The organism is Streptomyces sp. NBC_01257 (genome assembly GCF_035917255.1).
Taxonomy (GTDB): Bacteria; Actinomycetota; Actinomycetes; order Streptomycetales; family Streptomycetaceae; genus Streptomyces.
On sequence record NZ_CP108472.1, the window covers coordinates 5,371,868 to 5,384,818 of the forward strand.

A 12,951-nucleotide genomic window follows, 5' to 3' on the forward strand; every position below is an offset into this window, starting at 1 on the left:
CATGTCCTTTCCTCTCCTGACAGCGACGGCGGCGCTCCCGGCGATCGGCGCGATCGCCACCGCCGCCGTCCCGGCCGCCCGGCGCACCGCCGCCAAGTGGCTGGCGCTGGCCTTCTCGCTGGGCACCCTGGTGCTGGCGGGCATCGCGCTCGTCCGCTTCGAGCCCGGCGGCAGCCGCTACCAGCTCACCGAATCGCACGCCTGGATCAAGGACTTCGGCGTCCGGTACGAACTGGGCGTGGACGGCATCGGGCTGGCGCTCATGGCGCTCACCGCCCTGCTGATCCCCTTCGTCATCCTGGCGGGCTGGCACGACGCGGACCCGCTGGAGACCAACTCCTCTCGCTGGCGCCCCACTCAGGGCTTCTTCGCCCTGATCCTGATGGTCGAAGCGATGGTGGTCCTGTCCTTCGTGGCCACCGACGTCTTCCTCTTCTACATCCTGTTCGAAGCCATGCTCATCCCGATGTACTTCCTCATCGGCGGCTTCGGGGACCGGGCCCACTCGGGGAGCGACGAGAACGCCGCCGCGCAACGTTCGTACGCGGCCGTGAAGTTCCTCCTGTACAACCTGGTCGGCGGCCTCATCATGCTGGCCGCGGTGATCGGGCTGTACGTGGTCGCGGGGACGTTCTCGCTCTCCGAGATCGCCGAGGCCCGGGCCAACGGCTCGCTGACCATGGCGACGGGCACCGAGCGCTGGCTCTTCCTCGGGTTCTTCTTCGCCTTCGCGGTGAAGGCCCCGCTGTGGCCGCTGCACACCTGGCTGCCCAACGCCATGGGCGAGGCGACCACCCCGGTCGCCGTGCTGATCACCGCGGTCGTCGACAAGGTCGGCACCTTCGCGATGCTGCGCTTCTGCCTCCAGCTCTTCCCGGAGGCCAGCAAGTGGGCCACCCCGGTGGTCCTGGTCCTGGCGCTGATCAGCATCGTGTACGGGGCGCTGCTCGCCGTCGGTCAGCGCGACATCAAGCGGCTGATCGCCTACGCGTCGATCTCGCACTTCGGCTTCATCATCCTGGGCATCTTCGCGATGACCAGCCAGGGCCAGTCGGGCGCGACGCTGTACATGGTCAACCACGGCATCTCGACGGCCGCGCTGATGCTGGTGGCGGGCTTCCTGATCACCCGGCGCGGTTCGCGCCTCATCGCCGACTACGGCGGAGTGCAGAAGGTGGCCCCGGTCCTGGCCGGCACCTTCCTGATCGGCGGCCTGGCCACGCTGTCGCTGCCGGGGCTCGCCCCGTTCGTCAGTGAGTTCCTGGTCCTGGTCGGCGCGTTCGCCGCGTATCCGGCGGTCGGCATCATCGCCACCACCGGGATCGTGCTCGCCGCGATCTACGTCCTCGTCCTCTACCAGCGGACGATGACGGGACCGGTCAAGGCCGAGGTCCAGGGCATGGCGGACCTCAAGGTCCGTGAGCTGGTGGTGGTCGTTCCGCTGATCGCACTGCTGATCTTCCTGGGCGTCTACCCGAAGCCGCTGACGGAGATCGTCAACCCGGCGGTGCAGCACACCATGTCCGACGTACAGAAGAAGGACCCCCAGCCCGAGGTGGAGGCCGCCAAGTGAGCGCAACAGCTGTCCACAGCCTGTGGACAATGGCGGGCGGGGTGACATCGGCCGCCCCGGACGAGAAGTTCAAGGCCCCGGTCATCGAGTACACCCAGCTGACCCCGGTCCTGATCGTGATCGGAGTCGCCGTCCTGGGCGTGCTCGTCGAGGCCTTCGTGCCGCGCCGGGCCCGCTACTACACGCAGGTCTTCCTGACCGTCGCCGCCCTGGTCGCCGCGTTCGCCGCGGTGATCGGCCTGGCGGCCGCCGGATACGGTACGACAAAGGCACACATCGCCGCGATGGGCGCCATCGCCGTCGACGGACCCGCCCTGTTCCTCCAGGGCACCATCCTGCTGACGTCACTGGTCGCCGTCTTCACCTTCGCCGAGCGGCGGCTCGACCCCGAGTCGCACGGCAACCGGGTCGACTCCTTCGCGGCCCAGGCCGCTTCGGTGCCCGGCAGCGACAGCGAGAAGGCCGCCGTCAAGGCCGGGTTCACCACCACCGAGGTCTTCCCGCTGGTCCTGTTCTCGGTGGCCGGCATGCTGGTCTTCCCGGCGGCCAACGATCTGCTGACGCTCTTCGTGGCCCTGGAAGTCTTCTCGCTCCCGCTCTACCTCCTGTGCGCCCTCGCCCGCCGCAAGCGGCTGTTGTCGCAGGAGGCCGCGGTGAAGTACTTCCTGCTCGGCGCCTTCTCCTCGGCGTTCCTGCTCTTCGGGATCGCCCTCCTCTACGGCTACGCGGGCTCCGTCTCGTACGCGCAGATCGCCACCGTCGTCGACGGCTCGATCCAGCAGATCGACCCGGCGCTCGCCGACACCATGGGCAACGACGCACTGCTGCTCATCGGCGGCGCGATGATCCTGACCGGCCTGCTCTTCAAGGTCGGCGCCGTCCCGTTCCACATGTGGACCCCGGACGTCTACCAGGGCGCCCCGACCCCGCTCACCGGCTTCATGGCCGCGGCCACGAAGGTCGCCGCGTTCGGCGCGCTGCTGCGCCTGCTGTACGTGGTGCTGCCGGGCCTCACCTGGGACCTGCGCCCGGTCATGTGGGGCATCGCGATCGTCACGATGGTGGGCGGCGCGGTCGTCGCCATCACCCAGACCGACATCAAGCGGCTGCTGGCCTACTCCTCGATCGCGCACGCCGGATTCATCCTCGCCGGTGTCATCGCGGCCACCCCGCAGGGCATCTCCTCGGTCCTCTTCTACCTGGCCACGTACTCCTTCGTGACGGTCGGCGCCTTCGCCGTCGTCACCCTGGTGCGGGACGCGGGCGGCGAGGCGACGCACCTGTCGAAGTGGGCCGGACTCGGCCGGCGCTCCCCGCTGGTCGCCGCGGTCTTCGCGGTGTTCCTGCTGGCGTTCGCCGGTATCCCGCTCACCTCGGGCTTCTCCGGGAAGTTCGCGGTGTTCAAGGCCGCGGCCGAGGGCGGCGCGGGCGGACTGGTCGTCGTCGGTGTGATCTCCTCGGCGATCGCGGCCTTCTTCTACATCCGGGTCATCGTGCTGATGTTCTTCAGCGAGCCGAAGGCGGACGGCCCCACGGTCGCCGTCCCGTCCCCGCTGACGATGACCACGATCGCGGTCGGTGTCGCGGTCACCCTGGTGCTGGGCCTGGCCCCGCAGTACTTCCTGGACCTGGCGAGCCAGGCCGGAGTCTTCGTGAGGTAGCCGGACGCACCACCGCATCGACAGCGCCGGACGGGCTTGGAAGTCAAGCCCGTCCGGCGTTGTCGTAGGCGGCGCCTATCGTGGCAGGGGAGAGCACGGGGACAGAACGGGACCAGTCGTCGGGGGAACAGAGCGATGAGCATGACGGGCGGGACAGGTGTGACGGACATGACCACGGACGTGACCGAGAGCGATGCGCGGCAGACGCTGCACCGGGTCTTCGGGTACGAGACGTTCCGCGGCGAGCAGGAAGCGGTCGTCGACCATGTGGTGGCGGGCGGCGACGCCGTCGTGCTCATGCCGACCGGTGGCGGGAAGTCCCTCTGCTACCAGATCCCGTCCCTGGTCAGACGGGGCACGGGCATCGTGATCTCCCCGCTGATCGCCCTGATGCAGGACCAGGTCGACGCGCTGCGCGCGCTCGGCGTGCGGGCCGGGTTCATCAACTCCACGCAGGACTTCGACGAGCGCCGCTCGATGGAGGCCCAGTTCGTGGCCGGCGAGCTGGACCTGCTCTACCTGGCCCCGGAGCGGCTGCGCCTGGACTCCACGCTCGGGCTGCTCTCCCGGGGCGAGATCTCCGTCTTCGCGATCGACGAGGCGCACTGCGTCGCCCAGTGGGGCCACGACTTCCGCCCCGACTACCTGGCCCTGTCCGTGCTGGGCGAGCGCTGGCCCGACGTCCCGCGCATCGCCCTGACGGCCACGGCGACCGATGCCACGCACCGCGAGATCACCCAGCGCCTGGGCATGCCCGACGCCAGGCACTTCGTGGCCAGCTTCGACCGGCCCAACATCCAGTACCGCATCGTGGGGAAGTCCGACCCGAAGAAGCAGCTGCTGACCTTCCTCCAGGAGGAGCACGCCGGCGACGCGGGCATCGTCTACTGCCTCTCGCGCAACTCCACGGAGAAGACCGCCGAGTACCTCTGCCGCAACGGCATCGAGGCCGTCCCGTACCACGCGGGTCTCGACGCGGGCACGCGCGCGGTCCACCAGTCCCGCTTCCTGCGCGAGGAGGGGCTCGTCGTCGTCGCGACGATCGCCTTCGGCATGGGCATCGACAAGCCGGACGTCCGCTTCGTCGCCCACCTCGACCTGCCGAAGTCCGTCGAGGGCTACTACCAGGAGACGGGCCGCGCCGGGCGTGACGGAGCCCCGTCCACGGCCTGGATGGCGTACGGACTCCAGGACGTCGTCCAGCAGCGCAAGCTCATCCAGGGCGGCGAGGGCGACGAGGCGTTCCGCCGCCGGGCCGCCGCCCACCTGGACTCCATGCTGGCGCTGTGCGAGACCGTCGAATGCCGCCGGGCCCAGCTGCTGACGTACTTCGGCCAGGACCCCGTCACCGCCGCCTGCGGCAACTGCGACACCTGTCTGACCCCGCCCGAGACCTGGGACGGCACGGTGGTCTCCCAGAAACTGCTGTCGACGGTGGTCCGGCTGAAGCGGGAGCGCGGGCAGAAGTTCGGCGCCGGCCAGATCATCGACATCCTGCTGGGCCGCAAGACGGCGAAGGTCATCCAGTTCGACCACGACCAGCTCTCGGTGTTCGGCATCGGCGAGGAGCTGGCCGAGGCGGAATGGCGGGGCGTGGTCCGGCAGCTGCTGGCCCAGGGCCTGATCGCAGTCGAGGGCGAGTACGGCACGCTGGTGCTCACGGAGGAGAGCGGCACCGTGCTCGGCCGGGAGCGCGAGGTGCTGCTGCGCAAGGAGCCGAAGAAGCCCACGTCGTCCCGCTCCTCCTCGAAGGGCGAGCGGAAGGCGAAGTCCTCGGCGGCCGCCGCCGAGCTCCCGCCGGAGGCGCTTCCGGTCTTCGAAGCCCTGCGCGCCTGGCGCGGCGCCCAGGCCAAGGAGCTGGGCCTGCCCGCGTATGTGATCTTCCACGACGCGACGCTGCGCGAGATCGCGACCCTGCGCCCGTCGTCGCTCGGCGAGCTGGGCGGGATCAGCGGACTGGGCGAGAAGAAGCTGGCGACGTACGGGGAGGGCGTGCTGGAGGTGCTGGCCGGTCTCCCGGACGAAGCGGCACCCGCGGCCCCGGAGGCGGCCCCCGCCTCGGCCCCTGCCGCCCCGGCCCGGGTGACAACCCCGGCCGCAGCCCCGGCAGCCGACCCGGAGTTCGGCTGGGACGAGGAACCGCCGGAGTACGAGTGAGGCTGGGGCGGGGGTACGGCGGATCTACTGCGGGTCCGCCGCCCGGCGGCGCGAGACGATCGCGGTGAGGTCGAGATCGACGGGGAAGGGCGCAGAGACCTTCATCCGGTCGTGGAAGATGCCGGTGGAGGTGTAGGCCCCGGTCGCCGGCTCCAGCTCGAAGACGTAGACGACCGCACGGCCGTCCTGGTTCTCCACCCGCCAGTAGTGCGGGATCCTCGCCCGTGCGTACTTCACGGGCTTGGTCTCCCGGTCACGGGTGACGGACTCGTCGGACACGACCTCGATCGCGAGCAGCACGCTGCTCGCGGGGAACCGGGTCTGCCGCAGACTCTCGACCGCGTCGCCGCGGACGACGACCACATCGGGTTCGGGCCGGTTCTGGAAGTCGACGTCGATGGTGAATTCCCGGAAGACCTCCAGATCGAGCGGTGCCAGCGACTGCAACTGCCATTTCAGGTAGTCGATCGCGCGCTCGTGGAAAACGGTCTGCGGACTCACGAAAACCAAGCTCCCGTCGATCAGCTCCGTGTGCGGAGGCAGATTCGGGAGTGTGTCCAGGTCATCGGCGGTCCAGCCGCCCACGGGCGGAACCACCCACCGCGGCTCGGGGGCCTCGGGTTCGACGCTCATCAGTGCTCCCATGGGCCGGAGTCTGGCGGGTCCGTCCAGCGTATCCGCACGGAACCGGCTCGGGCCTGCCTGAACGTGTGAACGAGTCACGCGCCGTTGACCCCCACCCCCCGCCCCGCATACGCCCGCACATCCGCGTCCGCATCCGTGACCGCCCCCGCCAGGGCCTTCCGCGCCGCCGAGTCGCCCGGGTGACGCAGCAGCGCCAGCACCGCCGCCTTGCGGACATCGGCGTTCCGGTCGTCGAGCGCCTCGGCCAGCGGGGTGACCGCCCGGTCCGGGTCCGCCGAGGACAGGGCCGTCGCCGCGCCCGCGCGTACCCGCCAGGCCGGGTCGGTCAGCGCGGCCACCGCCCGCTCGGCGTACGAGGGCGGGCACCCCGTCCCCGCGAGCGCGGCCAGCGCCGCCGCCCGGACCAGCGCGTCCGGGTCGTCCAGCAGCGGGTCGAGGGGGGCCGGGGCGGGGGAGCGGACGGCGGCGAGCCCCTTCGCCACCGCCACCCGCACCTCGCGGGCCGGGTCGGCGGCCGCGCGTACCAGCCCTTCCACCGCGTCCACGGACACCAGGGCCCGGACCGTCTCGACCCGCACATCGAGATCCGGGTCGTCCAGCGTGCCGGCGTACAGCTCCGCGTCCCCGAGCCGCAGCGCGCGCAGGGTGTCGAGGGCGGCGGCGCGGACCACCGGGTCGGCCGAGGCGAGAGCGGTGACCAGGGGCGTGCGCAGGGCGGGCGAGGGCTCCAGCACCTCGACCAGTTCGCGCAGGGACGCCGCGACGGCCGCCCGTACGGCCACGGCCGGATCGGCGAGCGCCCCCGCCAGGGCGGGGCCGGCGCCCGGTGGGGTCGACTCGGTCAGCGTGGCGACGGCGGCGCGGCGGACGGCCGGGTCGGGGTCGGCCAGGTAGGGGGCGAGGGCCGCCAGTTCGGGTTCGCCCTCGGCCAGGGCCAGCAGCTCCAGGATGCGCGGCGAGGTGGAGGGGGCGACACCGCCCGCGGCGGGAGAGGCCCTGCGCGCGGAGCCGGACACCGGCGCCGCGTCCCGCGCCCCCGCCGTCCCCACCCCCTCCGGCTCCACCTCGCCGATCCGCCGCACGGGCCCCCCGGCCGGGGCGAAGCCCTCCACCGGGACCAGGTAGGGAGCCACCGGGCGGGCGGTGAACTCCATCGCCCCGGACGCAGACTTGTACAGGTCCAGGTGGTGGAACCAGTCCGTGTCGTCCCGCTCCGGATGGTCCGTGCGCTCGTGGTAGAGGCCCCAGCGGGACTCCGTGCGGGCCAGCGAGGAGCGTGCCGCCATCTCCGCGCAGTCCCGGATGAACGACACCTCCGCGCACCGCATCAGCTCGTGCGGGGTCTTCGCACCCATCTCCGCGAGGTCCGTGCGCATCCGCTCGAAGGACTCCAGGGCGATCCCGAGCCGGGCGCCCGACTTCGGCGGGGCCACGTAGTCGTTCACGAAGCGGCGCAGCTTGTACTCGACCTGAGGCTGCGGCGGCCCGTCCGGGTTGCGCAGCGGCCGGTAGACCAGCTCGTGGGCCGCGCGCAGCTGCTCGGCCGGCAACTCGCCCTCGTACGCCGTGAAACGGGCCGCGTCCTCGCCCGCAAGATCGCCGAAGACGAACGCGCCGATCATGTAGTTGTGCGGGACGCAGGCCAGGTCGCCCGCCGCGTAGAGCCGGTCCACGGTGGTGCGGGCGTGGTCGTCGACGCGGACGCCGGAGGCGGAGTGGCCGCCGCACAGGCCGATCTCGGAGATGTGCATCTCGATGTCATGGGTGCGGTAGTCGTGGCCGCGTCCGGAGTGGAAGGTGCCGCGGGTGGGCCGCTCGGTGGAGTGCAGGATCGTCTCCAGCGCGCTGACGGACTCCTCCGGGAGGTGGCTCAGCTTCAGGTAGACCGGCCCGCGGTCGGAGGCGACCTCCGCCGCGAACTCGGCCATCATCTGCCCGGACCAGTAGTCGGAGTCCACGAAGCGTTCGCCGTGCCGGTTGACCTGGTAGCCGCCGAAGGGGTTGGCGACGTACGCGCAGGCCGGGCCGTTGTAGTCCTTGATCAGCGGGTTGATCTGGAAGCACTCGATGCCGGTCAGTTCGGCGCCCGCGTGGTACGCCATGGCATAGCCGTCGCCCGCGTTGGTCGGGTTCTCGTACGTACCGTAGAGGTAGCCGGAGGCGGGCAGGCCGAGGCGGCCGCAGGCGCCGGTCGCGAGGATGACGGCGCCCGCGCGGACCGTCACGAACTGCCCGGTGCGGGTGTTGAAGCCGGCCGCGCCGATCGCCCGGCCGTCGTCGCCGGTGAGGATGCGCACGGGCATGACGCGGTTCTCGATCCGGATGCGTTCGCGCATCTCGCGGCGGCGCAGCTGCCGGTAGAGGACCTTCTTCACGTCCTTGCCCTCGGGCATCGGCAGCACGTACGAGCCGGAGCGGTGGACCTGGCGGACCGCGTACTCGCCGTGCTCGTCCTTCTCGAACTTCACCCCGTACGACTCCAGCCGCCGCACCATCGCGAAGCCGCGCGTCGCGGTCTGCCGGACGGTGGACTGGTCGACGATTCCGTCGTTGGCGCGGGTGATCTCGGCGACGTAGTCGTCGGGTTCGGCGCGGCCGGGGATCACGGCGTTGTTCACGCCGTCCATGCCCATGGCGAGGGCGCCGGAGTGACGCACGTGCGCCTTCTCCAGGAGGAGGACCGAGGCGCCGCGCTCGGCGGCGGTGAGGGCCGCCATCGTGCCGGCCGTGCCGCCGCCGACGACCAGCACGTCGCAGGAGAGTTCCTCGGCGTCGGCGAGGGCGGGGATCTGCACGGGAGGGCCTTTCGGGAGAGGGGAGTTCAGGAGGTGAGGGATTCCAGGACCTCGCGGCGCAGCGCGACCGTCGCCGGATCGGTGTGGGCGGCGCGCTCGCGCGGGCGTGGCACGGGCAGCACCCGGCCGGTGGAGAGCAGCGCGACGCGGTCGCCGAGGAACAGCGCCTCGTCCACGTCGTGCGTGACGAACACGACCGTGGCGCCGGTGCCCCGCAGCACATCGACGAGCAGCTGCTGCATCCCGGCCCTGGTCTGGGCGTCCAGCGCGCCGAACGGCTCGTCCATCAGGACCGCGCGCGGCCCGGCGGCCAGCGCCCGGGCCAGCTGGACGCGCTGGCGCTGACCGCCCGAGATCCGGTGCGGGAGCTTCGTCGCGTGCTCCTCCAGACCGACCCGGGCCAGCCAGGACGCGGCCCGTTCCCGGCGTTCGCCGCGCCCCGCCCCCTGGATGGCGAGCGGCAGTTCCACGTTGGCGCGGACCGTGCGCCAGGGCAGCAGCGCGTCGTCCTGGAAGACGAGGGCCCGCTCGGCGCAGGGCGCGGTGACGGGCTCGCCGTCCTGGCTCACCTCGCCGCCGAGCGCGGGCAGCAGCCCGGCCAGGGTGCGCAGCAGGGTGGACTTCCCGCAGCCGGACGGGCCGACGACGGTGAGGATCTCGCCGGGGACGACGTCGAGGTCGACCCCGTCCAGGACGGGCACCCCGGCCCGGCCGAGCGTGGCGCCGCGCAGGGTGAGCCGGACGCCGTGGGATTCGGTGATCATGAGCGCACCCGTTCCTGTTCCTGTTCCTGTGCCGCACGGGCCGGGAGGACGGCGGCCGCCGCCGGGGCGGGCCGGCGGCGTACCGGAGCGGCCGGGCGGTTCTCCGTACGCGGCAGCCAGCGGGTCAGCCTGCGGCCGAGCAGTTCCACGGCCGTGGAGGTCAGCCAGCCGAGCAGGCCGATGGTGGCCATGCCGACGAAGACGCCCGGGTAGTCGACGACCGTGTAGTCCTGCCAGGTGCGGTAACCGACCCCGTACTCGCCGGAGATCATCTCGGCGGAGATCACGCAGATCCACGACACCCCGATGCCGACGGACAGACCGCCGAGGATGCCGGGGAGCGCGCCGGGCAGCACGACGGACCACAGGATCCGCCACCGTCCGCCGCCCATCGTCAGCACGGCCTCCTCCCACACGGGTGTGAGCGCCCGCACCGCGTGCCGGGTGGAGACCATGACGGGGAAGAACGCCGCGGTGCAGGTGATGAAGACGATGCCCTGCTCGTTGCTGGGGAAGAGCAGGATCGCGACCGGGACGAGCGCGATCGCCGGGACGGGGCGCAGCACTTCGAGGACCGGGCCGAGCAGATCGGCGGCGAGCCGCGAGCGGGCGACGGCCGTGCCGACGGTGACGCCGAGGACGGCGGCCAGCGTGAACCCGGTGACGATCCTGGTCAGGCTGTCGGTGAGGTCCTGCCAGTACGTGTCGCCCGTGATCCGGTCCGCGTAGGCGCGGGCCACCTCCGTCACCGTGGGGAACTGCTCGAAGCGCAGCCACACGTTGATGTCGTAGGAGGTCAGCGCCTGCCACAGGGCGAGCGCCGCGACGAGCGAGAGCGCCCGGCGCACGAGGGACCACCGGCCGCTCATGACGCGGACCGGGCCAGGCTCAGCGCGGTGGCGTACGGGACCGTGCGGGCGCCCGGGTGGGCCTTCACGTCGGCGCGGGCGGCCGAGCCGGTGACGTACGGGCGCAGCGCGTCCCCGTCGGCGACCCACACCGCCCGGTCCGCGAACCACAGGGTGCCGGTGGACGCGTCGGGGACGTACGCCGCCCGGACCGCGTCGCGGTGCGCGGCCACGTACCGCAGCAGTTCGGCGGAGCCGGCGAACGCCGTCGTGGTGTCCTTCCCCTTCAGCCACACCTCGCCGCCGCGCCGGGCGGGCGGACCCGCGGCCAGGGCCTTCGCGTAGCCGGAGCCGTACACCCGCTTCACATAGCTGTCGTCGACGAACGCGTCCACGTCGACATCACCGACGAGCTTCGCCGAGCGCAGCACCGGGACGTCCTTCTTCAGCGCCGCGATCAGGGCGGGCTTCAGCGTGGTGTCGAAGGTGGCGATGCCCTGGGCGCCGTTGTAGAGGTGGACGACCTCGGCCGGCAGCCCGGTGGCCTTCGCGACCGACTCGGACGCCGCCACCGGGTGCTCGTGCAGATAGTCGGTCGCCCGCCCCTGGGCGCGCAGGAAGTCCTCCACCACCGCCGGCCGCTTCTTCGCGAAGTCCTGGCGGACCGTGACCCCGTGGAAGGTCGGCAGCTTCAGCTCGGCGCCGTCGTACAGCGCCTTCGCCCGGCCCTTGAAGGCGAGCAGCCCGGGCCACGCCACGAACTGCGACAGGGCGTCCGCGCTGCCCGCCTGGAGTGCCGAAGCGCCCACCGCCGGCTGCTGGTTGAGCTTGCGGATGTCCTTCTCCGGGTCGAGACCGGCCTGCTGGAGGGCGCGGACGAGGGTGCCGTCGGCCGCCGAGCCGACGCTGGTGGATACCTTCTTGCCGCGCAGGTCGGTGAGCGAGTCCAGCTTCGAATCCGGTCCTGTGACAACCGTGTTGAGGCCGCCGGCCAGGTTGTAGCCGGTGACCGAGACGAGCCGGGTGGGGCGGTCGAGCTGCTTGCCGCGGGCCGCGTTGATGAGCAGGGGGAAGTCGCCCATGGAACCGATGTCGATCTTTCCGGCGGTCATCTGCGCGGTGATCGGGGCGCCGGTGGCGTAGTCCTGCCACTCCACCCTGTACGTCACACCGTCCCGCTTCCCGCGGCTGCGCAGCTCGTCCTCGAAGTAGCCGAGGGAACGCAGCAGGGTGCCGGCCGTGACGGTGTTGATCGTCCGGGACTGGTAGCCGACGGTCACCGTGACCGTGCCGCTGTCGTCCGCGTTCGCCCCGCCACCGCAGCCCGCGGTGAGGGTGACGAGCAGCGCGGCGCCGGACAGTGCGCCGAATGCCTTGCGTCGCATGGGAGTCGGGCCTTTCAGCGCAGGAGGTAGGGCATGTTGACGGTCACCGCGTCGGTGGGGCACCGGGCGGCGCACGGGCCGCAGTACCAGCACTCGTCGACGTGCATGAAGGCCTTGCCGCTCTCCGGGTTGATGGCGAGGGAGTCGAGCGGGCACATGTCGACGCAGAGGGTGCAGCCGTCGATGCACTTCGACTCGTCGATGGTCACGGGCACGTCGGCCCGCTGGGGCGCCAGAGGCATGGCGGGGCTCCAGGGAAAGGGGGAGGGAAGGGAAGGGGTTCAGGAGTCGCGGTGCAGCACGCCGTTCATGCTGATGCGGTCGCCGCGGAAGCGGATGAACTCCAGGTCGACGGGGCGCCCGTCGGCGAGATGGGTGAGGCGCTCCAGCATCAGGACTGCGGAGCCGCGCGGGGTCTCCAGGACGGCGGCGGAGTGCGCGTCGGCGTTGACGGCCTCCAGGGTGATGTCGGCGCTGCCCAGCGGCTGCCCGGTCAGCGACTCCAGCAGCCGGAACACGTCGGTGTTCTCCAGGTCGGCGCCGATCAGCCCGGCGCCGAGGTCCATCGGGACGTAGGTGAGGTCGAGGGAGAGCGGCAGCCCGTTCAGCAGCCGGCGGCGCTCGATGTAGAGCACGTCGGTGTGCTCGTCGACGCCGAGCCGCCGGGCGACGGGGGCGGGCGCGGGGACCGGTCCGACGGTACGGACCTCGTTGGTGACCCGGCCGTGTTCGTGCAGGGTCTCGGCGAGCCCCTGGAGCCGGTCCACGGCGTGCGGGTACTTCTCGCCGACGACGACGGTGCCGACCCCCGGCTGCCGTTCGACGATCCCCTCGCCGCGCAGCAGGTCGAGCGCCTGGCGGACGGTGTTGCGCGAGACGCGGTAGTCGGTGCCGATGGTGTCCTCGTACGGCAGGACACCGCCCGGGAACGCACCCGTGCGCACCTGGTGGCGCAGCAGGTCGGCGAGGAGCCGGGCACCGTCCGCGCGCAGTCGGCGCCGGCGGGCGGCGGCGACCGGCACGGTGTGCTCACGGATGCGTTCGGCTGGCATGCGGTGGACCATACCGACGCCGTGCGGGAGTTGGTGTTGCCACAGTGTTGCGCCACTTGGGGATGCCGGCG

The 12,951-nt window shown here is 71.8% G+C and carries 10 protein-coding genes; 3 read left to right on the top strand and 7 right to left on the bottom strand.

The window, feature by feature from the left end:
• Window position 1: 1 nt before the first annotated feature.
• The 3 genes from OG408_RS23275 (at window position 2) to recQ (ending at window position 5,391) form a co-directional block, all read left to right on the top strand.
• Entirely contained in the window at window positions 2-1,573 is a 1,572-nt protein-coding gene (locus OG408_RS23275; protein ID WP_266781513.1) for an NADH-quinone oxidoreductase subunit M, read from the top strand.
• A complete protein-coding gene (gene nuoN, locus OG408_RS23280) occupies window positions 1,570-3,234 on the top strand; it encodes an NADH-quinone oxidoreductase subunit NuoN (RefSeq protein WP_285568447.1) in 1,665 nt (554 codons plus the stop codon). The genes OG408_RS23275 and nuoN overlap by 4 nt, the downstream gene beginning before the upstream one ends.
• Before the next feature lie 135 nt (window positions 3,235-3,369).
• Window positions 3,370-5,391 carry a DNA helicase RecQ gene (recQ, locus tag OG408_RS23285; RefSeq protein ID WP_405404829.1) on the top strand — a complete coding sequence of 674 codons (2,022 nt, stop codon included), beginning with the start codon at window positions 3,370-3,372 and terminating at the stop codon, window positions 5,389-5,391.
• Between the two features lie 24 nt (window positions 5,392-5,415).
• Here the strand turns inward: recQ and OG408_RS23290 are convergent, their stop codons facing one another.
• From OG408_RS23290 to OG408_RS23320, 7 genes are all read right to left on the bottom strand, one after another.
• Window positions 5,416-6,024: a Uma2 family endonuclease gene (locus OG408_RS23290; RefSeq protein WP_285568445.1), complete on the bottom strand. Its 609-nt coding sequence runs from the start codon at window positions 6,022-6,024 to the stop codon at window positions 5,416-5,418.
• An 86-nt stretch (window positions 6,025-6,110) separates the two neighbouring features.
• Window positions 6,111-8,831: a fumarate reductase/succinate dehydrogenase flavoprotein subunit gene (locus OG408_RS23295; RefSeq protein ID WP_326671750.1), complete on the bottom strand. Its 2,721-nt coding sequence runs from the start codon at window positions 8,829-8,831 to the stop codon at window positions 6,111-6,113.
• A 26-nt stretch (window positions 8,832-8,857) separates the two neighbouring features.
• Entirely contained in the window at window positions 8,858-9,595 is a 738-nt protein-coding gene (locus OG408_RS23300) for an ABC transporter ATP-binding protein (protein ID WP_326671752.1), read from the bottom strand.
• A complete protein-coding gene (locus tag OG408_RS23305; RefSeq protein ID WP_326671754.1) occupies window positions 9,592-10,464 on the bottom strand; it encodes an ABC transporter permease in 873 nt (290 codons plus the stop codon). The genes OG408_RS23300 and OG408_RS23305 overlap by 4 nt, the downstream gene beginning before the upstream one ends.
• Complete coding sequence (locus tag OG408_RS23310; RefSeq protein ID WP_326671755.1) at window positions 10,461-11,828, bottom strand: ABC transporter substrate-binding protein; 1,368 nt, start codon at window positions 11,826-11,828, stop codon at window positions 10,461-10,463. The genes OG408_RS23305 and OG408_RS23310 overlap by 4 nt, the downstream gene beginning before the upstream one ends.
• A 14-nt stretch (window positions 11,829-11,842) precedes the next feature.
• A complete protein-coding gene (locus OG408_RS23315; RefSeq protein ID WP_190086068.1) occupies window positions 11,843-12,070 on the bottom strand; it encodes a 4Fe-4S dicluster domain-containing protein in 228 nt (75 codons plus the stop codon).
• 39 nt (window positions 12,071-12,109) lie between these two features.
• Entirely contained in the window at window positions 12,110-12,880 is a 771-nt protein-coding gene (locus OG408_RS23320) for a GntR family transcriptional regulator (protein WP_266781532.1), read from the bottom strand.
• Window positions 12,881-12,951: the final 71 nt, after the last annotated feature.